General features: G+C 65.8%; 22 protein-coding genes and 1 pseudogene. 11 read left to right on the forward strand and 12 right to left on the reverse strand.

From position 1 onward, the window contains the following. Window positions 1–10 precede the first annotated feature (10 nt). Entirely contained in the window at window positions 11–808 is a 798-nt protein-coding gene (locus tag MHEC_RS05845; protein WP_071700225.1) for a dienelactone hydrolase family protein, read from the forward strand. Here MHEC_RS05845 and MHEC_RS05850 read toward each other — a convergent pair. Both MHEC_RS05850 and MHEC_RS24680 read right to left on the reverse strand, forming a co-directional pair. Continuing rightward, window positions 789–1,622 carry an SDR family NAD(P)-dependent oxidoreductase gene (locus MHEC_RS05850; protein ID WP_048892568.1) on the reverse strand — a complete coding sequence of 278 codons (834 nt, stop codon included), beginning with the start codon at window positions 1,620–1,622 and terminating at the stop codon, window positions 789–791. The genes MHEC_RS05845 and MHEC_RS05850 overlap by 20 nt on opposite strands. Continuing rightward, complete coding sequence (locus tag MHEC_RS24680) at window positions 1,619–1,753, reverse strand: hypothetical protein (RefSeq protein WP_264016441.1); 135 nt, start codon at window positions 1,751–1,753, stop codon at window positions 1,619–1,621. Before MHEC_RS24680 ends, MHEC_RS05850 begins: the two co-directional genes overlap by 4 nt. A gap of 39 nt (window positions 1,754–1,792) precedes the next feature. Between MHEC_RS24680 and MHEC_RS05855 the strand changes: the two genes are divergently transcribed. Both MHEC_RS05855 and MHEC_RS05860 read left to right on the forward strand, forming a co-directional pair. Then, window positions 1,793–2,071, forward strand: a complete 279-nt coding sequence (locus MHEC_RS05855; protein ID WP_048892569.1) for a DUF1876 domain-containing protein — start codon at window positions 1,793–1,795, stop codon at window positions 2,069–2,071. A 3-nt stretch (window positions 2,072–2,074) separates the two neighbouring features. Further along, entirely contained in the window at window positions 2,075–2,599 is a 525-nt protein-coding gene (locus MHEC_RS05860; protein WP_048892570.1) for a 2'-5' RNA ligase family protein, read from the forward strand. Window positions 2,600–2,602: 3 nt separating this feature from the next. Here the strand turns inward: MHEC_RS05860 and MHEC_RS05865 are convergent, their stop codons facing one another. The 4 genes from MHEC_RS05865 to MHEC_RS05880 are packed head-to-tail and all read right to left on the reverse strand — an operon-like array spanning window position 2,603 to window position 5,860. After that, the gene (locus MHEC_RS05865; protein WP_071700224.1) at window positions 2,603–3,724 is read right to left on the reverse strand and encodes a 3-beta-hydroxysteroid dehydrogenase; all 1,122 of its coding nucleotides are present in this window, start codon (window positions 3,722–3,724) and stop codon (window positions 2,603–2,605) included. A gap of 51 nt (window positions 3,725–3,775) precedes the next feature. Next, window positions 3,776–4,009 (reverse strand): exodeoxyribonuclease VII small subunit, encoded by a 234-nt coding sequence (locus MHEC_RS05870; protein ID WP_048892572.1) that lies wholly within the window; start codon window positions 4,007–4,009, stop codon window positions 3,776–3,778. Beyond that, window positions 3,999–5,240 (reverse strand): exodeoxyribonuclease VII large subunit, encoded by a 1,242-nt coding sequence (gene xseA / locus MHEC_RS05875; RefSeq protein ID WP_372507335.1) that lies wholly within the window; start codon window positions 5,238–5,240, stop codon window positions 3,999–4,001. Before xseA ends, MHEC_RS05870 begins: the two co-directional genes overlap by 11 nt. 8 nt (window positions 5,241–5,248) lie before the next feature. Continuing rightward, a complete protein-coding gene (locus MHEC_RS05880; RefSeq protein ID WP_048892574.1) occupies window positions 5,249–5,860 on the reverse strand; it encodes a lipid droplet-associated protein in 612 nt (203 codons plus the stop codon). An 89-nt stretch (window positions 5,861–5,949) separates the two neighbouring features. Here MHEC_RS05880 and MHEC_RS05885 point away from each other — a divergent pair, with 89 nt between their 5' ends. Beyond that, a complete protein-coding gene (locus tag MHEC_RS05885; RefSeq protein WP_048892575.1) occupies window positions 5,950–6,951 on the forward strand; it encodes a 4-hydroxy-3-methylbut-2-enyl diphosphate reductase in 1,002 nt (333 codons plus the stop codon). Window positions 6,952–6,965: 14 nt separating this feature from the next. On the opposite strand, the gene MHEC_RS05890 is transcribed toward MHEC_RS05885, so the two are convergent. Next, window positions 6,966–7,982 (reverse strand): DUF6542 domain-containing protein, encoded by a 1,017-nt coding sequence (locus MHEC_RS05890; protein WP_071700223.1) that lies wholly within the window; start codon window positions 7,980–7,982, stop codon window positions 6,966–6,968. Between the two features lie 111 nt (window positions 7,983–8,093). Here MHEC_RS05890 and ychF point away from each other — a divergent pair, with 111 nt between their 5' ends. Continuing rightward, window positions 8,094–9,167, forward strand: coding sequence for a redox-regulated ATPase YchF (ychF, locus tag MHEC_RS05895; RefSeq protein WP_048892577.1), 1,074 nt, complete (start codon window positions 8,094–8,096; stop codon window positions 9,165–9,167). Between the two features lie 95 nt (window positions 9,168–9,262). Here ychF and MHEC_RS05900 read toward each other — a convergent pair whose 3' ends face one another. After that, window positions 9,263–9,943, reverse strand: a complete 681-nt coding sequence (locus tag MHEC_RS05900) for a guanylate cyclase (protein WP_372507336.1) — start codon at window positions 9,941–9,943, stop codon at window positions 9,263–9,265. Window positions 9,944–9,978: 35 nt separating this feature from the next. Here MHEC_RS05900 and MHEC_RS05905 point away from each other — a divergent pair, with 35 nt between their 5' ends. Then, complete coding sequence (locus MHEC_RS05905) at window positions 9,979–10,146, forward strand: hypothetical protein (RefSeq protein WP_203805119.1); 168 nt, start codon at window positions 9,979–9,981, stop codon at window positions 10,144–10,146. Here the strand turns inward: MHEC_RS05905 and MHEC_RS05910 are convergent. Continuing rightward, the gene (locus MHEC_RS05910; RefSeq protein ID WP_048892596.1) at window positions 10,143–10,952 is read right to left on the reverse strand and encodes an adenylate/guanylate cyclase domain-containing protein; all 810 of its coding nucleotides are present in this window, start codon (window positions 10,950–10,952) and stop codon (window positions 10,143–10,145) included. The two genes, MHEC_RS05905 and MHEC_RS05910, sit on opposite strands and share 4 nt — an antisense overlap. A gap of 254 nt (window positions 10,953–11,206) precedes the next feature. Here MHEC_RS05910 and MHEC_RS05915 point away from each other — a divergent pair, with 254 nt between their 5' ends. Both MHEC_RS05915 and gnd read left to right on the forward strand, forming a co-directional pair. Continuing rightward, a complete protein-coding gene (locus tag MHEC_RS05915) occupies window positions 11,207–12,616 on the forward strand; it encodes a glucose-6-phosphate dehydrogenase (protein WP_048892579.1) in 1,410 nt (469 codons plus the stop codon). Between the two features lie 10 nt (window positions 12,617–12,626). Next, entirely contained in the window at window positions 12,627–13,655 is a 1,029-nt protein-coding gene (gene gnd / locus MHEC_RS05920) for a phosphogluconate dehydrogenase (NAD(+)-dependent, decarboxylating) (protein ID WP_048892580.1), read from the forward strand. On the opposite strand, the gene MHEC_RS05925 is transcribed toward gnd, so the two are convergent. Next, a complete protein-coding gene (locus MHEC_RS05925) occupies window positions 13,649–14,527 on the reverse strand; it encodes an alpha/beta fold hydrolase (protein ID WP_048892581.1) in 879 nt (292 codons plus the stop codon). The two genes, gnd and MHEC_RS05925, sit on opposite strands and share 7 nt — an antisense overlap. Window positions 14,528–14,579: 52 nt before the next feature. Next, window positions 14,580–15,755 carry an amidohydrolase family protein gene (locus tag MHEC_RS05930; RefSeq protein ID WP_071700222.1) on the reverse strand — a complete coding sequence of 392 codons (1,176 nt, stop codon included), beginning with the start codon at window positions 15,753–15,755 and terminating at the stop codon, window positions 14,580–14,582. Window positions 15,756–15,906: 151 nt separating this feature from the next. On the opposite strand from MHEC_RS05930, the pseudogene MHEC_RS05935 reads away from it, so the two are divergent. Further along, a pseudogene (locus tag MHEC_RS05935) lies at window positions 15,907–16,379 on the forward strand (VOC family protein). Here MHEC_RS05935 and MHEC_RS05940 read toward each other — a convergent pair. Then, window positions 16,380–17,012: a TetR/AcrR family transcriptional regulator gene (locus MHEC_RS05940; protein WP_235434906.1), complete on the reverse strand. Its 633-nt coding sequence runs from the start codon at window positions 17,010–17,012 to the stop codon at window positions 16,380–16,382. 178 nt (window positions 17,013–17,190) lie between these two features. On the opposite strand from MHEC_RS05940, the gene MHEC_RS05945 reads away from it, so the two are divergent. Continuing rightward, window positions 17,191–17,784: a hypothetical protein gene (locus tag MHEC_RS05945; RefSeq protein ID WP_048892583.1), complete on the forward strand. Its 594-nt coding sequence runs from the start codon at window positions 17,191–17,193 to the stop codon at window positions 17,782–17,784. Continuing rightward, a complete protein-coding gene (locus MHEC_RS05950; protein ID WP_048892584.1) occupies window positions 17,781–18,338 on the forward strand; it encodes a hypothetical protein in 558 nt (185 codons plus the stop codon). Before MHEC_RS05945 ends, MHEC_RS05950 begins: the two co-directional genes overlap by 4 nt. Window positions 18,339–18,344: the final 6 nt, after the last annotated feature.

Below are 18,344 nucleotides of genomic sequence, written 5' to 3' on the forward strand. Positions count from 1 at the left end.
GGACCCGTCGATGACCGCACCCGAAGCCGACCTCACCGGGTGGTCGGCCGCGCCGTTCACCGGCGCCGGCTACACCCATGACGTCTACCGCAAGGGCGAGGGCCCCGGCGTGGTGCTGATTCCTGAGATACCCGGCATCCATCCGGGTGTGCTGGCTCTGGGAAATCACTTGGTGGACAACAACTTCAGTGTCGCGATCCCGTCCTTGTTCGGTACGCCGGGTCGGCCTGTCTCGGTCGGCTACGCACTTCCGGTCATGGCTCGTGTTTGTGTGGCAAGGGAATTCGCGGCGTTTGCCACCAACAAACAGCGCCCGGTGGCGGTATTCCTGCGGGCGCTGGCCCGCGACCTCAACGCGGCGACCCCGGGCAAGGGCGTCGGGGTGATCGGCCAGTGCTTCACCGGCGGCTTCGCGCTGGCCGCCGCCGTCGACGACAGCGTGCTGGCGCCGGTGCTCAGCCAGCCATCGGTGCCGTTTCCGATCACTCGCGCCCAACGGCGCGATCCCGGGGTCAGCGAGCATGAACTCGACGTCGTCGCGGAGCGTGCCGCCAATGAGGGCTTGTGCGCCATGGGATTACGGTTCAGCGAGGACAAGCTGGTGCCGCGCGAACGCTTCCAAACGCTCAAAGACCGCCTTGGCGACGCTTTCGAGGTGATCGAGATCGACTCCGGGCCGGGCAACGAATACGGCTTTAGCCGGACGGCGCATTCGGTGCTGACCGATGAGGTCCGTGAGACCGACGGTCACCCGGCTTACGAGGCCCGCAAGCGGGTTGTGGAGTTTCTCACCCAGCGTTTGTTCTAGCCGCCTGGCGAGCGCGTTGGCGCTCGACGAATCGGATCGAAAACCGTTGCAGCAGACCAGGTGCCAGCCGCGCGGCCAGCCACGTGGCATGCGCCCGTTTCGGCACCACCAGCAGTGCTTTGTTGCGCTCGATCGCCCGCAGCGTGTCGCGGGCCAGCCGGTCGGGGTCGTAGGCCGTCTTGACGCCCTGGCCGCGCAGGTAGTAGTCGCGGCCGACGAACCCGCCGAGCGCACCCTTGTCCAGGATCGGTGTCTCCACGGCGCCCGGGCAGATGGCCAGCACACCCACCCCGCGCGGGATCGCCTCCGAGCGCAGCGCCAGCGAGAGCCCCACCACCGCATGCTTGGTCATCACGTAGCTGGTGATCTGCCCGGCCGCGGTCAGCCCGGCCATCGAGGCGGTGTTGACGATGTGGCCGTGGCCCTGGCGCAGCATCACCGGATAGGCGGCGGCCACGCCGTGCACCACGCCGCGGATGTTCACGTCGATGATCGCATTCCACTGCTGAAGCGTCAGCAGTTCGGTGTCACCGCCCCAGGCGATGCCTGCGTTGTTGAACATCAGATCCAGGCGCCCGGCGCGGGCCACCACCTCGTCGACGACGCCCTGTACTGCGGCGGCGTCGGTCACGTCGACCGCGGCCGAGCGGGCGGTTCCGGGGCCGGTGGCGTTTCCGGCGGTGCGGGCGGCGGCGGTGGCGTCGATGTCGGTGCAGACGACGTCGGCACCGGCGGCGACCAGCGCCCGGCACAGTGCCGCCCCTATGCCCGAGCCGGCGCCGGTGACGATCGCCTGCTTTCCGGTGAAACTCATTGCTGCTCCGCCAGTTTCATGGATGACAGCGTCGCCGTTGCCACGTCGACGGCGTTGCGGTCGGTCATGTTTGTCTCCTGCCGGGTGGGGATCGCTGGGTAGCGATGGTACGGGTGCGGCTTGCGCGTCACCGGTTCACGGTTAGCTTGGCAGAAGAGAAGGTGATTGCAATGTATGACCGCGACCTGGACACCAACTGGCATGTCGACATCGAGTTCGACGAGGACGACACCCACACGCACGCGACCGTGCGTGCCCAACTCGGTGACGGCGAGACCATCACCACCGCCGGTGACGCGTACCGCCATCCGAAGGATGCAAGCCAGCCGACGATCGGGGAGCAGATCGCCGCTGCCCGTGGGTTGATCGCGCTGGGCACCGAGCTGCTGCAGAGCGCGTCACGGCGGATTGAACAGACTACCCACCAGCCGGTCCACCTGTATCGGTGATCCGTGGCCCTGGCCGTCTGCCTGCTGTTCGACCGACCCTCGGAGCGCGCGATCCGGGCGCTGTGGGATCGCATCGAGCAGCAGGGGGTGCCGAGCCTGCGCTCACACACCCACGGACGGCACGTGCCGCATGTCTCCTACGCGGTGCTGCGCAGCTGGGACCAGACGGCGGTCACCGCCGCACTGGAAGCAATTGCCGACGGCTCGCCGGTGGAGCTGTGCTTCGACGGAGTGGGGCTGTTCCGGCGCGGCCGGATATGGTTGGTCGCCGGTGTGGGCGCCGATTTCGTGGCGCGGCAGGAACGCGTCGTAGCGGCGGTCAGCGCTACCGGAGCCGAACTGCACAAGCACTACGTGCCCGGGACCTGGCTGCCACATTGTTCACTTGCCCCGCGCGCGATGTTGGCGCAGCTGCCCGTGGTCGTTGGTGCGGTGCTCGACGTGCTGCCACTGCATGCCCGGCTTGACCGTGCCGCACTGGTCAATAGCGCGACGGGCGAAATCCACGCGCTGCCGGCGCTGCCGTGATTGCTACGCGTGGGCCGGCATTGTCACAGCCGACGCCGCGTGGTGCTTGGCGGTGGCTTTCAAGGTTTCGAACAATTGGACGTAGTAGGGCAGGCAGTCGGCCATCGCCTGCTTGGTGGTCAACAGCGGCCGGTAACCGAGCTCTCGCTGCGCCTTGGCGATCGAAAAATAGTTGTCCAAATAAAGCCGTTCCACCGCAAGCGGTTCCAGTGGCGGCCGGGGCAGGCCGAACCGAAAATGCAGCCGCTGCCACATCGACATCACCGTGCGGACCACGGCACCGGACACTCGCAGCCGCGGCCAGCGCTGCCCGCACGCTTCGATGACCGGCCGGGTGAACTCGAACATGTTGACGGGTTCGCCGTCGTTGATGAAATAGGCCTGACCAGGCGCGGTGCCGCCCGGCACCAGATGTTCGGCGGCGAGGATGAACCCGTGAATCAGGTTGTCAATGTAAGAGTTATCCAGCTTGACGGTCTTACGCCCGATCAGCACCTTCACGTGGCCCGCCGCCATGCTCTCGAAGATCTTGCGGAACATCGTCTGGTCGCCGCGCCCCCAGATACCACTGGGCCGGATCGCACAGGTCAGCATGCCGCCAACACCGTTCTGCGACAACACAAATCGCTCAGCGATCACTTTCGTCTCGGTGTAGAGGTCATGGAACCGGTCGGTGTAGGGCAGCGTCTCGTCGCCCCCGGCGATGCGCTTACCGCCCATCACCACGCTGTTGGACGAGGTGTAGACCAGCCGTTTCACGCCCACTCGCTGGGCGGCGCGCACCAGGTTCTCGGTCCCCCCGACATTGACCGCGAAGCTGCGCCGCCGGTATTCGTCGGTCACCGATGCGCCGCCCAGCAGCTCGATGAGCGCCGCGGTGTGAAATACCGTGTCGATGCCGTCGACCGCGGCGGCGACGATGCCGGTGTCACAGATGTCGCCTTGGAGCACCTCAAGCCCGGGATGCTCGGGCAGCGGTGACGGTACCCGGTCGAAGGAGCGCACCCGGTAGCCGCGGGCGAGCAGCGTCGTCACCAGGTTGGCCCCGACGAAGCCGGAGCCACCGGTGACCAGCACACGGCCGAGTTCAGTGGTCAGCGAAGGATCACCCATGCCGACGAGCATAACTGAAACGTGTTTCAGTTTCGAGTAGCAGCGCCCAAAATACCGTCGCGATCAAGTTCCCTCGGCCTCGCCGGTGCCGAGCGCGTCCTCGATGCGCTTACGAGCGCCAGCTAAGTGCTCCTCACAGCGTTTAGCGAGCTTTTCTCCTCTTTCCCACAGAGCCAGCGACTCCTCTAGGCTCAGTCCGCCTTGTTCGAGCAGCCGCACGACGTCGATCAGCTCATCCCGGCATTCTTCGTACCCGAGCTCACTAATGGGCTTAGCATCGTCGTTCTCAGCGGCCATCGGTGGGCCCCTCACTGGTGGCCGCGACGGCGCCGTCGGACACCCGCACCCGAAGCTGGGTGCCGGCCGGGGCGTCGGCAACCGACCGCAGTATCGTCGCCGGTCCGGACGATGGGATCGTCTGCACCACCGCGTAGCCACGGGCCAGAGTGGCCGCCGGGCCCAGCGCGCCCAGCCGGGCAGCCAGGTGGCCGATGCGTTCGGTTTCCGCGTCGGCCAGCCGAGTGACGTCGCGGCGAATCGCCGACCGAGCGCGGTGGATTTCCTCTGCGCGGGCTCGCAGCGTCGTCAGCGGCTCGGCCAGGACCGGGCGGCTACGCAGCTGGGCCAGCGCGCGTTGTTCGCGGGACACCCAGTTGCGCAGCGCTTGAGCGCTACGCCGACGCAGGTCGACAATCAACGCCTGCTCGGCGGCGGTATCCGGAACTATCTTCTTGGCCGCGTCGGTAGGGGTGGCGGCGCGCAGGTCGGCGACCAGGTCGCACAGCGGGTTGTCGGGCTCGTGCCCGACCGCGCTCACCACCGGGGTGCGGCATGCGGCGATCGCGCGGCACAGCGTCTCGTCGGAGAACGGCAGCAAGTCCTCCACACTGCCGCCGCCACGGGCGAGGACGATGACGTCGACGTCCGGGTCGGCGTCCAATTCGCGCAGCGCCTCGACGATCTGCGGAACGGCATTGGGTCCCTGGACAGCGGTGTTGCGCACCGCGAACCGCACGGCGGGCCAGCGGGCGGCGGCCACCGTGGTCACGTCGTGTTCGGCGGCGCTGGCCCGACCGGTAATGAGCCCGATCATGTTGGGCAGGAACGGAATCGGTCGTTTCAGGCGCGGGTCGAAGAGGCCCTCTGCGTCCAACAACCTGCGTAGCCGCTCGATGCGTGCCAGCAGCTCGCCAATGCCGACAGCGCGAATCTCGCTGAGCCGCAACGACAATGTGCCGCGTGCGGTATGAAACGTGGGCTTGCCGCATACCACCACCTGGGTACCTTCCGCGAGTTTGACGGGGGCACCCAGCACCAGGTCCCGCGGACAGGTCACGCTCAGCGACATGTCGGCGGCCGGGTCGCGCAGCACCATGAACACCGTCTTGGACTCGGGCCGGATGTTGATCTGGGTCAATTGCCCCTCTACCCAGACCACGCCCAGCTTGTCGATCCAACCCGCGATCCGCACGGCCACCGCGCGCACCGGAAACGGGTTCTCGGGAGAATTCGCCGGTTGAGCCGGCACCGCTCGGGTCACTTGGCGGTCGCGCGGGTGATCCTGTTGGCGAGCAACGTCTGAAACGGCGCACGCGCCTTGGTGGCTTCCTCGTAGGCCAGCAACGCCTCGAGTTCGTCCACATCCAGCGACGGCAACCTGGCTCGCAGCTGGGCCAGCGTCAGTGACTCGTAGTCAAGCTCGGCGGCCACGGGCGGCACCGGCACCTCGGGGTTGGTCGCCGGCTTCTTCTTGGCCGGTGTCGGCGTGGTCGGCGACTCGGGGGCGGTACCGCCCTTGGTGTCGTCGGCTGCGTTCGACACCGAGTACAACGCAAAGCGTCCCTCGGCGCGGCGCTCATTGTCGGCTGCGCCAGGGGTTGGCGCCTCGTCGGTCGCCTTGGCGAGGTCTTCGTCGAATGTCGCCCACTCCGGCTGCTCCTCTTTCGGCGGAAACAGCGTCTCGAGTGTGGCGTCCCCCTTGATGGCTAGCTCAGCCAGGCTCTGCTGAAACCGCATCACGATATGCGCCGCCTGGCTGGCCAGCGTCATCGGATACATCAGGATGGTCCGCGGCAACTTCCTGGTTTCCTCGACGGCGACGGTGGCCGCACCCACCAGCAGCCGAACCCCATATGGTGCAGTAGCCATGAGTCCAAGACTGCCCTAAGCGGCGGGTCAACTCCAAGCCGGCGACGCGACCTGGCGGTGCTGGACCGGCAGAAAGTACGCTGGCTGCCATGCCGCCGACCGTCAATATGGGGATCCCCGGCGCCGCTGCTTCGGTAGCCGACAGTTCGACCGGCAAACGGGTGCTGTTGGCCGAGCCGCGGGGGTATTGCGCCGGGGTGGACCGTGCCGTCGAGACGGTCGAGCGTGCCCTGGAAAAGCACGGCCCGCCGGTCTACGTCCGGCACGAGATCGTGCACAACCGGCATGTGGTGGAGACACTGGCCAAGGCTGGCGCGGTGTTCGTCGACGAAACCGACGAGGTGCCCGAGGGGGCCATCGTGGTGTTCTCCGCCCACGGTGTCGCGCCGACGGTTCACGAGTCTGCTGCCGCGCGCAACCTACAGGTCATTGATGCCACCTGTCCGCTGGTCACCAAGGTGCACAACGAGGCCAAGCGCTTCGCCCGCGACGACTACGACATCCTGCTCATCGGCCATGAGGGTCATGAAGAGGTTATCGGAACCGCCGGCGAAGCCCCCGACCACGTGCAGCTGGTCGACGGGCCCGCGGCCGTGGACCGGGTCACGGTGCGCGACGAGAACAAGGTGATCTGGCTTTCGCAGACGACCTTGTCGGTCGACGAGACCATGGACATCGTCGAGCGACTGCGGCGGCGGTTCCCCAAGCTCCAGGACCCGCCCAGCGACGACATCTGCTACGCGACCCAGAACCGTCAGGTCGCGGTCAAGGCGATGGCGCCGCAGTGTCAGCTGGTGATCGTGGTGGGCTCGGCCAACTCGTCGAACTCGATGCGGTTGGTCGAGGTGGCGCTGGGGGCTGGCTCACCGGCCGCACACCTGGTGGATTGCGCCGACGACATCGACCCGGCCTGGCTGGACGACGCCACCACGGTCGGGGTCACCTCGGGCGCCTCAGTGCCCGAGGTGCTGGTGCGCGGTGTGCTGGAGCGGCTGGCCCAGTATGGCTACGACGTGGTGCAGCCGGTGACCACCGCCAACGAGACACTGGTGTTCGCCCTGCCGCGGGAGATCCGCCCGGCCCGGTCTTGACGATCGGCGCAGCCTCAGATGTCGTATTCCCAGGATTCAGCCGACGACTGGTACGGCCCGCGTGAGCGGGTTCGCCGATCGGCGTCGGCCTGCTCGCTGCGCGCCGCACCCCGATAGCGGACCCGGGAAATGGGGTGATGCGTCGCGGCGGCGCCGTTGGCGGCATTCGACACCGCGCGGCGCCGCGACGGCGGTGCATAGGGGTCCATCGGCTCGTACGGGTCGAAGCGGCTGCTCCGGGAAGCGGGCCGGCCGGTGCGTGTGTGCGGATCGCGACGGTTCTCTCGCGGCGGTTGGCCGCGCAAGTCGGGATCGCGGGGCGGATGTGGCCGGCGGCGCCGGGTGCGCTCGACGGCCGACTCGGGTTGCTCGTCCAGCGGTGGCCGGGCATGACGGGAGCGGGTCGGGGCCGGGCGTTTGGCGGGCCGACCGCCACCGGTCGGCGTGGCGGATTTGGTCCGAGCCACCGCGTGGACCCGGCGGGAGGTCCCGGTCTTTGCGGTACCGTCCGTATCGCGCTGCCACAGCGAGACGAATTTCGCCGCCAGCCAGCCACGTCTTTTGCCGGTGGCGTCGTCGGATGGGGGTTTGGCACGCGCCGCCGTTCCCGCATACCAGCGAACCATGCCAATCAGCAGCACCGCCGCTGAGGTGAACAGCATCAGCGGGAAGCGTTCGATCAGCGGATAGCCGCAGTTGATCAGGATGTCCTTGGCGCCGGTGATCTTGGCGCCGTGGAACAGCCAGTAGGCCCCGGGCACGGCGCAGAACAAGATCAGCGGGGGCTGGATGACCGCCGTAAAGACCCCTGACTGGCGCACCGCCAGCACCGCGGCCACGCAGCCGACGACATACAGCGCGGCGAATACGATCGTCAGCTCTTTGTTGCCCGATCCGGCGTCGTACGCGAACCCGACGGCCGTGGCTGTCATCGCGATAACAACGGCTGCCCACCACGGCACGCCGGGGATGTTGGGGTGGATCGAGCGGCGATCCGCCGCTACCCCCGAGCCTGCCCGCTGTGCTGACACAGGTCTGACCGTACCGGCTATCGGCCCGAAGGGCTGTAAAGAGCTAGTGAAGGGCGCGGGCGTGCCATGGCTCGGCCCGCGGCGGTCGCCGGGCCATAGACTGGGGTTTCTGTGGGCCTGAGTCTGGGAATCGTCGGTTTGCCCAACGTCGGCAAGTCGACGCTGTTCAACGCATTGACCAAAAACAACGTGGTGGCCGCCAACTACCCCTTCGCCACGATCGAACCGAACGAGGGCGTCGTGCCGCTGCCCGACCCACGGTTGGCCAAGTTGGCCGTGATTTTCCACTCGGAGCGGATTGTGCCGGCGACAGTGACGTTCATCGACATCGCCGGGTTGGTCAAAGGCGCATCCCAGGGAGCGGGTCTGGGCAACAAGTTCCTGGCCAACATCCGCGAATGCGATGCGATCTGTCAAGTGGTACGCGTGTTCTCCGACGACGACGTCGCGCATGTGGCTGGGCAGGTCGACCCTAAATCAGATATCGAGGTCGTCGACACCGAGCTGATCCTGGCCGACCTGCAAACCCTGGAGCGCGCCGTGCCGAGGCTGGACAAAGAAGCCCGCAGCAATAAGGAACGCAAACCGATTTACGAAGCGGCGCTGGCCGCCCAGCAGGTGCTCGACGGCGGGACGACGTTGTTCGCCGCGGGTGTCGACGCCTCCCCGTTGCGCGAGCTGAACCTGCTGACCACCAAACCATTCCTGTATGTGTTCAACGCCGACGAAGCGGTGCTGACCAACGCCGAGCGCATCGCCGAACTGCGCGAGCTCGTCGCACCCGCCGACGCGGTTTTCCTGGACGCCAAGATCGAGGCCGAGCTCGCCGAGCTCGACGACGAGTCCGCCGCCGAGTTGCTGGAGTCGATCGGGCAGACCGAGCGTGGGCTCGAGGCATTGGCGCACGCCGGTTTTCACACCCTCAAGCTGCAGACGTTTCTCACCGCGGGCCCAAAAGAAGCCCGCGCGTGGACCATTCATCAGGGCGATACCGCGCCGAAAGCGGCCGGAGTGATCCACTCCGATTTCGAAAGGGGCTTTATCAAAGCCGAGATCGTCTCCTACGACGACCTCGTCGCCGCCGGGTCGATGGCCGCCGCCAGAGCCGCCGGCAAGGTGCGAATAGAAGGGAAAGACTACGTTATGGCCGACGGCGACGTCGTGGAGTTCAAGTTCAACGTGTAGCTGCGGATCCCGAATGTGGAACACCCGACGCCACGGCCGGACCCGACCCGTTGGTCCGCGTGGTCGCAATCAGATTCGGGCGTTGGGGCTGGAAACTACGTTGCAGTGACAGCGATTTCAGCGCCCAGCCGATACCCGGATGACAGCGGGAGTCGGTCACCGCTCCAAAACGAGCCGGGATCGAACCAGTTGTAGTATTTCTCCGTCGACAGCAATCCCATTTCCTCGTAGGTAAGTGCGACGGTCTCGGCGCAGTAGGCGCTTTCGAGGCCGACTTCACGGCGGCGAGCTTTCCGCCGCTGTGTCGATTCGCGAACCTTTCTGTCTACCAACGGTATTCCTCGTACCCAGTCGTAGACGGTGGGAATTCGGCCGCGCAACCACCGGCCGGTGAGCCGTGCGGTGCTGGGAAAAGGGGTGCCGTCCATCCGAGCGATTATGCGCAGCAGCCGGTCTTCCTGTTCGCGGTTGGCGTATGGGGTCAGCTGACGCAGCCAGCACCGCTGCCCATATCGGTGCATCCACCGCTCGATAGCTTGGCGCGCATCGTTGAGCTGCACTCCGCGGTGGTTGGTTCCGGTCCACACGTCGGTCAGCTTGTCGCCAAGCTCGGCGTGCCAAACCAGCGGCGGCAGGTCCTCGATTGCCACGGTCATGGCGACGTGGTTGACGGGGCTGTTTGACAGGGTCTGGATGGCGCGGTCCGGCGCGGAATGACCACGAAACAGCCAAATGTCGCCGGTTCGCGTCTCCTCGAGCGCGCGGTCCAGGGTCACGGTGCTGGTGTCCACAACTGCACGGTAGGCAAACTATGGATATGCGCAACCTGTGGAAGTTGCTGGGGTTGGCCGGTCTGGTCGGTGTGGCCGCGGGCGGAGCGCTCGTCGTGCGAGACCAGCGGCGGCGCAACTCGTACACGCCCGACGAGGTTCGGGCACGGTTGCATCAGCGGCTGGCCGAATCCGGCACCGGGAACTAAACAGCGGGTGTCACTGCATAGAGGCGCTGGGCGCCGCTGAAGCCCTTCAATTCGGCGTCGCGGCCTTCGTCGACGCTGATGTCGTCGCAGTTGCCGATGGCGTCGCGCACCGGTTGACTCACCAGGATCTCACCGCCGGCGGCCTCGCCGGCGACACGCGCGGCCATCGCGACGTTGCGGCCGAACAGGTCGTCACCCCGGCGGACAGACCGTCCCATGTGGATACCGATCCGCACCCGAAAGCCGTTTCGCCGCCTGCGTTTTGCACCGATTTGCAGTGCGTGCTGAATGTCGATGGCGCACCGCACCGCTTGCTCGGCCTGGGAGAAGGCGATCATGAAACCGTCGCCTTGGCTTTTGACCACATGTCCACCTCGGTTTTTGACCAACTTGCGGACGAGCTTGTCGTGCTCGTCGATCAGTTTGACCCAGGCGCGGTCGCCGATGCGCTCGTTGAGCGCGGTGGACTCCTCGATATCGGAGAACAAAATCACCACCCGACCGTCGGGCGTGACCCTGGCCAGATCAGGCCGCTCCACCTCGGCCCAATCGGCGAGGTCCTCGATGGCGCTGCGGGCCGCGGCGCCCAGCCCCTGCTGGCGAACCAGGTTCGCGGTCTGCCACACCGTTTTGACCGCCTCCCGACCTCCGGATAACAGCCAGCTGCGGGTGTCGGCTCGCTGCCGCAACTCCTCCGCCTCCCGGCGGCTGCGTACCAGCAGCACCGACACCGCGGCCAGCGCGACCGCTTCGACCACGGCGATACCAGCAGCGACGTAGACAGCGACCACAGGGGCAGCACCCATGTCCCGAATCTTTCCCGATAGGCGCTGCGACGCGAACCCAAGCACACGATGGTGGCGTGTTTGGCCGAGGCGGGAACCGGCCATCATGTTGGCAGCGCCGCTGCACGGTGCCTGTGGCCTGCCCGTATCCCACGACACGGTGACGCCGTTGTCGGGGTTCCATCCGGGTGCCTAGGGTTGAGCGTGGCCGGCGCCGGGGAAGCGAGTCGGCGGTGTGATGGGTTGGTCGGGTTACGTGCTACGGAGGTACCGGTTTGGCCGAAGGTAACGGACGTCCCGCCGATTTGCTGGTGATCTTCGGAATTACCGGGGACCTCGCCCGCAAGATGACGTTTCGAGCGCTCTACCGGCTAGAGCGCCGTAAGTTGCTGGAGTGCCCGGTAATCGGCATCGCCAGCGACGACATCACCGTCGAGCAGTTGGTCAACCGCGCCCGGGACGCGATCAAGGAAAGCGGCGAGAGCTTCGACGAGGCGGTGTTCAACCGGCTGGCGGAGCGGCTGTCCTACCTGTCGGGCGATGTCACCGACAGTCGGCTGTACGCCAAGCTGGCCGAACGGATCAGCTCAGGTCGTCATCCGCTGTACTACCTTGAGATGCCGCCGGTGCTGTTCGCGCCGATCGTCGAGAACCTGGGTCAGGCCGGGCTGCTGGAACGTTCACGCGTCGCAGTCGAAAAGCCTTTCGGGCACGACCTGGCCTCCGCGCAAGAGCTCAACGCCCGGATGCACGCGGTGCTCGACGAGAAGCAGATTCTTCGCGTGGACCATTTCCTGGGCAAGCAGCCCGTGGTCGAGCTGGAATACCTGCGGTTCGCCAACCAGGCCCTGGCCGAGCTGTGGGACCGTCACAGCATTTCCGAAATTCACCTCACCATGGCCGAAGACTTCGGGGTCGAGGAGCGCGGCAAGTTCTACGACGCGGTGGGCGCCCTGCGTGACGTCGTGCAAAACCACCTGTTGCAGGTTTTGGCGCTAGTGGCGATGGAGCCACCGGTGGGTCCGAGCGCCGACGACCTCAACGACAAAAGGGTCGAGGTGTTCCGCGCGATGCCCGCGCTGGACCCGGCCCACTGCGTCCGAGGCCAATACCGCGGCTACCGCGATGTGGCCGGTGTGGCCGGCGACTCGACAACCGAGACCTTCGTCGCGCTGCGATTGGAGATCGACAACTGGCGTTGGGCGGGGGTGCCGATCTTCCTGCGCGCCGGAAAGGCGTTGCCGGAGAAGGTGACCGAGGTTCGGTTATTTTTGCGCCGGGTTCCCGCATTGGCCTTCTTGCCGAACCGCAGAAAGGCCGAACCCAACCAGATTGTGCTACGTATCGACCCGGAACCGGGCATGCGCCTACAGTTGGCCGCCCAAGACGAAAACACCTGGCGGCCAGTGCATCTGGATTCGTCGTTCGCTGAGGACCTTGGTGAACCGCTGCGGCCCTATGAGCGTCTGCTGCACGCCGGGTTGATCGGCGATCACCAGTTGTTTGCCCGTGAGGACAGCATCGAAGAGACGTGGCGGATCGTGCAGCCACTGCTTGATGCCCCCGGCGAGGTGCACCAGTACGAGCCCGGCTCCTGGGGGCCCGAGGCGGCACAGTCGCTGCTGCGCGGGCATCACAGCTGGTCAGAGCCGTGGATGCCGGGGGACAAGCACGCACAACGGTAAGGAGGACGGGATGCAGCTGGGGATGATCGGCCTGGGCCGGATGGGCGCCAACATCGTCCGTCGACTGGTCAAAGACGGGCATGAATGCGTGGTCTACGACCACAATCCCGAGGCCGTCAAGGCGATGGCTGGTGAAGACAACACCATCGGTGTGTCGTCGTTGGCCGATTTGGCAAACAAACTCGCCGCGCCCCGAGTGGTGTGGGTGATGGTGCCCGCCGGCGACATCACGACCGGAGTGATCGAGCAGCTGGCCGAGACGTTGGAGGCCGGCGACATTGTGATCGACGGCGGCAACTCGTACTACCGCGACGACATCCGACACTCAAAAATTCTGTCCGAACGGGGAATCCGGCTGCTCGACTGTGGCACCAGTGGTGGCGTGTGGGGGCGAGAGCGCGGTTACTGTTTGATGATCGGCGGGGATGCGGATGCCGTCGCGCACGCCGAGCCGATCTTCGCCACCGTCGCACCCGGGGTGGACGCAGCCCCGCGCACTCCGGGTCGGGAAGGTGACGTCGCACAGTCCGAAAAGGGCTACCTGCACTGCGGACCGACAGGCGCAGGGCACTTCGTCAAGATGGTGCACAACGGCATCGAGTACGGGATGATGGCGTCGCTTGCCGAGGGTCTGAACATCCTGCGCAACGCCGACATCGGCACCCGCATCCAAAAGGGCAAGGGTGACGCGGAGACCGCGCCGCTGCCAAATCCCGAATTCTATACGTACAACTTCGACATCCCCGAGGTCGCCGAGCTCTGGCGTCGCGGAAGCGTGATCGGCTCCTGGCTGTTAGACCTGACCGCGATCGCGCTGCACGAGTCGCCCGAGCTCAGCGAGTTCTCCGGGCGCGTTTCCGACTCCGGTGAGGGTCGCTGGACCTCTATCGCAGCGATCGACGAGGGTGTCCCCTCGCCGGTGCTCACTACCGCGCTGCAGTCCCGCTTCGCCTCACGCGACCTCGATGACTTCGCCAACAAGGCGCTCTCGGCGATGCGGAAGCAGTTCGGCGGGCACGCCGAAAAGCCGGCTCAGTAACGGTTTCGTCGGGACGCGACGAACTCGACCACGACGTCGCTGAAGGCGTCGTTATCGTCGCCGGCCGCGGTGTGCCCGGCGTCGGACAGTTCGACGAATTCCGCATGGGGCACCGTGGCCAGGAAATGCTGGACACCCTCGGGGCTGACCACATCGGAAAGCTTGCCGCGGATCAACAAGACTGGGATCTTCAAGTCGGCGGCGGCCTGCTCGAACTTCTCGGTGCGCAGCTGCGGGTCATCGCCGGGTTTGGTCATAAACGCCGGATCCCAATGCCAATACCAGCGCCCGTCGCGCAGACGCAGATTCTTCTTCAACCCCTCGGGGCTGCGTGGCCTTTTGCGGTGGGGCAGATAGGCGGCGACGGCGTCAGCGGCCTGCTCGAGGGTCTCGAAGCCGTGGAGGTGGTTGAACATGAAATCGCGGATGCGCGCGCTGCCGCGCTTTTCGAATCGCGGCACCACGTCGACCAGCACCAGTCGGGTCACTTTTTCCGGGCCGGCCCGGTGCGCGGCCAGGATGCCGGTCAATCCGCCCATGCTGGCTCCGATCACAATGACTGGCCGGCCAATGGCGTCTATGACATGCATCACGTCGGCGGTCAAGGTTTCGACGGCGTAGTCGGCGCCGGGCGCGCGGTCGCTGTCGCCGTGGCCGCGGCTGTCAAGCGCCACGACGTGAAACCCCTTGTCGGCAAGGATCTGGCCGGTGTTCTTCCAGGAGAACCGGTTCTGGCCGCCGCCATGCAGCATCAAAACCGTGGGCAGATCCGCCGACGCGGCCGAGCCGCGGTTCCACTCGTCGGCGACCAGCGTGATCCCGCCGGCGCCGGAAAACGTGACGGTCTGAGGTGTGCTGTTCACCGTGCTCACAAGCGTCCTTCCACTGACTTACGCCTGACGTTACCGGCAACAGATCCTGGTCTTAGCAGTGGTCGGCGTTGAGCACAGCACCGGGCGCCGGTGGCAGCGGCGCATCGGGGAACAACTCGTTGAAAGCACCGAATAGGACGCGATCACGGGTGGCGTGGTCGACGCCGTCGAAAAGTTGATGCAGAGTCGATTGGGTATGGCCGAATGTGCCTTCGATATGGGGATAGTCGCTGCCCCACAGCACGTTGTTGAAGCCCATCGCCGTCACCGCGGCGATCGCCAAGGCGTCGTGCTGAAACGACGCGTACACCTGCGCATAAATGATCTCCCGCGGGCTGCGGGATAGCTTGGGCCGCACTACCATTGCGTGCTGGCGATAGCCCTCCTCCATACGGTCGGCGATGAACGGCACCCACGTTGCCCCGCCTTCGGACACCAGCACGTGGAGGTTCGGGTGGCGGTCGAGTGCGCCGCACGCCACCAGTTTCATCACCGCCCGCTGCCCGCCGAACGACGTCTCGGTGTAATTGAGCACCGCCCCGCCGGGGCCATGGTAGGTCACCCCGATCGAGCCGCCGTGGGCGAAGTCGATGGGCTCGGTCCCGATGTGGAAGGCGATGACCATGCCCAAGTCTTCGGCCGTAGCCCACAACGGCTCCCACGCCTCGTGGTGGTAATCCCGCTGCGCCGGGTGGGGAGCGACAGGCAGGAACACTGCTTTGAATCCCATTGCGCCGCAGCGCTTGAGTTCTCCCACGGCGTCGTCGATGTCCAATGTCGACACCTGGGCGGTGGGGATGAGCCGCGGCGAGTAGTCCATCAACGTCTCTTTCGCCCAGTCGTTGGAGGCTCGCATTGCCTCACGCAGCAGCTCTGGCGTCCGAAACGAACTCGACCACATCCCCAGCGACGGGAACACCAACTCGGACCAGATGCCTTCGTTGTCGAGGTCGGCCAGCCGTTTGCTGACGTCGTGCGAACCCGCGGCTGACACCATCGCCGCGATGAACTCTTGTTGCGCGGGGCTGGGCAGCCGGCGCCGAAAGACCTGGCCGTCGACGTAGATCGTCTCCCAGCGCCCGTCGGCGTCTTTTTGTATTCGCGGTACCAGCTCGGCCAGGCGTTTGGGCAGCCGGGACCGCCACAGGTCGGCGGGCTCGATGAAGTGCGAGTCGGCCGAGTTGGCCCACAGCTTGACCGGTGTCTCGTGGCATCCAGCGGCGGTCATGGGAGTCCCTGGGTGAACGACGGTTGAGGCAGCATACTAGAATCTAGTTCTAATATACGTCAATGCCAATGCCGCGATGATTTCCCGGCCTCAAGTCGATACCTACTCAAGTCGATACCTAACGGAAGATGACGACGGCTGAGGAGGGCCCATGCCCGCGATCACTCCGGCCCTATGGTTCGACGACAACCTGGAGGAAGCCGCCGAGTTCTACACCTCGGTCTTCCCCAACTCGCGGATCGAGGCGCTCAATCGCTTCACCGAAGCGGGCCCCGGCGAGCCTGGTGAGGTGGTCTCCGGCACGTTTGTGCTCGACGGCACCCGTTTTTCGCGGTCAACGGCGGCCCGCGGTTCCCGTTCACCGGAGCCGTGTCGTTTCTGGTCAGCTGCACGGACCAAGACGAGGTCGACTATTACTGGAGCCGGCTGACCGACGGCGGCCAGGAATCGCAATGCGGCTGGTGCAAGGACCGCTATGGGCTGAGCTGGCAGATCGTTCCTGAGCGGCTCTTCGAGCTGCTCACCGATCCGGAGCCGGCTCGCGCCGTAGCGGCGACCAAGGCGATGCGGGGCATGCGTAAGATCGTCATAGCCGATCTTGAAGAAGCCGTGGGCCAGGTTTGATCACCCGATCAGCCGGTCGATCCACTCGACCGTCGCCTCGATGATCGCGGTCACCTCGCCGCGGTCCTCGCACTCGGCCGCCATCAGCGACGACTCCGCCATCGCCGCCACCAGGATTCGTCGCAGCAGCTGAGCCCGCAGCGAGTCGTCCAACTCCAGCACCGACATCCAGCTGCCGAAGGCGGCGGTCATGCGTTTGCGCCGCGCGGTCTCAAACCCGGCCGGTGTGTCGTCGGAGACCAGCACCCTGGCGGCACGGCGGTTCTCCCACATCGCCTCCAGGTACGCCCGGACGTGTAGCTCAAATGTGCGCCGTCGGTCGACCCGCTCGTCGGCTTGGTGCAACGCCGCCTCGATATGGCTGTCGACGGTCTGGGCCATCTGCTCGAAGATGGCCAGAAACAGTTCTTTCTTTCCGCCGAAGTGGTGGTAGATGCTGCCGATGCTGGCGCCCGACGCGGCCACCACATCGGCCATCGTGGCCGCGGTGAAACCCTTGGTCGCGAAGACATCGGTCGCGGCGTCGAGGATGCGCCCTTGGGTCGCATCCGTTTTGGCCCAGCGGCGGGCGGGAGGCACGTCGCCGCCGGCGTTCGCGATGCCCTCCGTCGGCGTGGGGACCGAAGTCGCCATGAGAAGACGGTAACGCGGCATGCCCTGCCGCAACCGGCAAAGAGCACGACGTCGGCCCCGACGTCGCCGCCTCGGGTCGGCGTCGCGGGGTCCGGACCGGCTGCTTGGACGTACGTTGGACCGTACCGGCAGCTGTGTGCCGGCGGATCGGTTTGGAAGCGGCCGCACAGGAGCGAACATGGCAGACGACGCGCAAGACGCGGAATTGAGCGGGTCGACCACGGACGATAAACCGGACGGTGTCGGCGCGGCAGCCTTCGCCGGCCAAGGCCCGCCTTCGGGCTGGGCAACCCCGGCCGAGCGGTGGGCATTGGTCGCCGGGGTGACCGTCGTGGTGGTCTTGGGCGCCCTGGTGGGATGGCTTGGGTTCCGCGCCTACGAGTCCCATACCGCCGAGGTGCAGCGCAATGTGTTCCTCGAAGTGGCGCGGCAGAGTGCGGTCAACCTCACCACCTTCGACTATCAGCATGTCGACGCCGACGTGCAACGCATTTTGGGATCTGCGACCGGATCCTTTTACGACAAATTTTCTCATCGATCGCGCTCGTTCGTTGACACTGTCAAACGTTCCCAGTCAAAGTCGGCCGGTACGGTGACCGAGGCTGGAGTGGAATCGCAGACGCGCGACGAGGGACAGGTGCTGGTGGCAGTTACCGTGAAGACCGTGAATTCCGGCGGGGCTGAACAGGAACGCCAGGCTTTTCGCATGCGTATCACCGTGATCAAGATGGGCGACGGGGGCAAGGTCTCCAACGTCGCATTCCTGTCATGACCGCACCGCATTCCGGCAAGGCCGAAAACCGCACTGGCGCAATGGACGGGGCGCCAGTATCCGGGCGCCATATCGACTTGTGGCGCCTGCTGGTCTATGGTCTCCTTCCCAGTCTGGCCTTGCTGCTTGGCATCGCGGCGGCTCTATTGAAGTGGCATGACTCCGCTGACCGGAACATAGACCTCGCGCGTGCCGAATCGGTTCAGGCGGCGAAGGATTCGGCGACGGCCTTGCTGTCGTTTACACCTGACAGGATCGATCAGCAGGTGCATGCCGCGGAGGATCGGTTGACTGGCGGATTCCGTGACACGTACCTGCAAGTAACTCGGGAAGTGTTGGTTCCCAATGCGAAAGAAAAGCATGTCGCGGCGTCGGCCACTGTTCCCGCAGCCGCTTCGGTGTCGGCGACCGAAAACCACGCGGTAGTCCTGGTGTTCGTCGATCAGACCGTCACGATCGGCACGTCACGGCCGAACAACGCAACCTCCAGTGTCCGGGTGACCCTGGATAAGATCGGCGACCGATGGCTGATCTGCGGATTTGACCCGGTGTGAGAGGGA

The sequence above is a fragment of the Mycobacterium heckeshornense genome, from assembly GCF_016592155.1.
Taxonomy (GTDB): Bacteria; Actinomycetota; Actinomycetes; order Mycobacteriales; family Mycobacteriaceae; genus Mycobacterium; species Mycobacterium heckeshornense.

What these genes read in the sequence shown, in the direction of transcription:
- MHEC_RS05855 (WP_048892569.1), top strand. Translation starts at nt 1,793, where the DNA reads ATGTATGACCGCGACCTGGACACCAACTGGCATGTCGACATCGAGTTC.
- MHEC_RS05950 (WP_048892584.1), top strand. Translation starts at nt 17,781, where the DNA reads ATGACCGCACCGCATTCCGGCAAGGCCGAAAACCGCACTGGCGCAATG.
- MHEC_RS05945 (WP_048892583.1), top strand. Translation starts at nt 17,191, where the DNA reads ATGGCAGACGACGCGCAAGACGCGGAATTGAGCGGGTCGACCACGGAC.
- MHEC_RS05880 (WP_048892574.1), bottom strand. Translation starts at nt 5,860, where the DNA reads ATGGCTACTGCACCATATGGGGTTCGGCTGCTGGTGGGTGCGGCCACC.
- MHEC_RS05910 (WP_048892596.1), bottom strand. Translation starts at nt 10,952, where the DNA reads ATGGGTGCTGCCCCTGTGGTCGCTGTCTACGTCGCTGCTGGTATCGCC.
- gnd (WP_048892580.1), top strand. Translation starts at nt 12,627, where the DNA reads ATGCAGCTGGGGATGATCGGCCTGGGCCGGATGGGCGCCAACATCGTC.
- MHEC_RS05930 (WP_071700222.1), bottom strand. Translation starts at nt 15,755, where the DNA reads ATGACCGCCGCTGGATGCCACGAGACACCGGTCAAGCTGTGGGCCAAC.
- MHEC_RS05845 (WP_071700225.1), top strand. Translation starts at nt 11, where the DNA reads ATGACCGCACCCGAAGCCGACCTCACCGGGTGGTCGGCCGCGCCGTTC.
- MHEC_RS05865 (WP_071700224.1), bottom strand. Translation starts at nt 3,724, where the DNA reads ATGCTCGTCGGCATGGGTGATCCTTCGCTGACCACTGAACTCGGCCGT.
- MHEC_RS05870 (WP_048892572.1), bottom strand. Translation starts at nt 4,009, where the DNA reads ATGGCCGCTGAGAACGACGATGCTAAGCCCATTAGTGAGCTCGGGTAC.
- MHEC_RS05940 (WP_235434906.1), bottom strand. Translation starts at nt 17,012, where the DNA reads ATGGCGACTTCGGTCCCCACGCCGACGGAGGGCATCGCGAACGCCGGC.
- MHEC_RS05885 (WP_048892575.1), top strand. Translation starts at nt 5,950, where the DNA reads ATGCCGCCGACCGTCAATATGGGGATCCCCGGCGCCGCTGCTTCGGTA.
- MHEC_RS05850 (WP_048892568.1), bottom strand. Translation starts at nt 1,622, where the DNA reads ATGAGTTTCACCGGAAAGCAGGCGATCGTCACCGGCGCCGGCTCGGGC.
- MHEC_RS05905 (WP_203805119.1), top strand. Translation starts at nt 9,979, where the DNA reads ATGGATATGCGCAACCTGTGGAAGTTGCTGGGGTTGGCCGGTCTGGTC.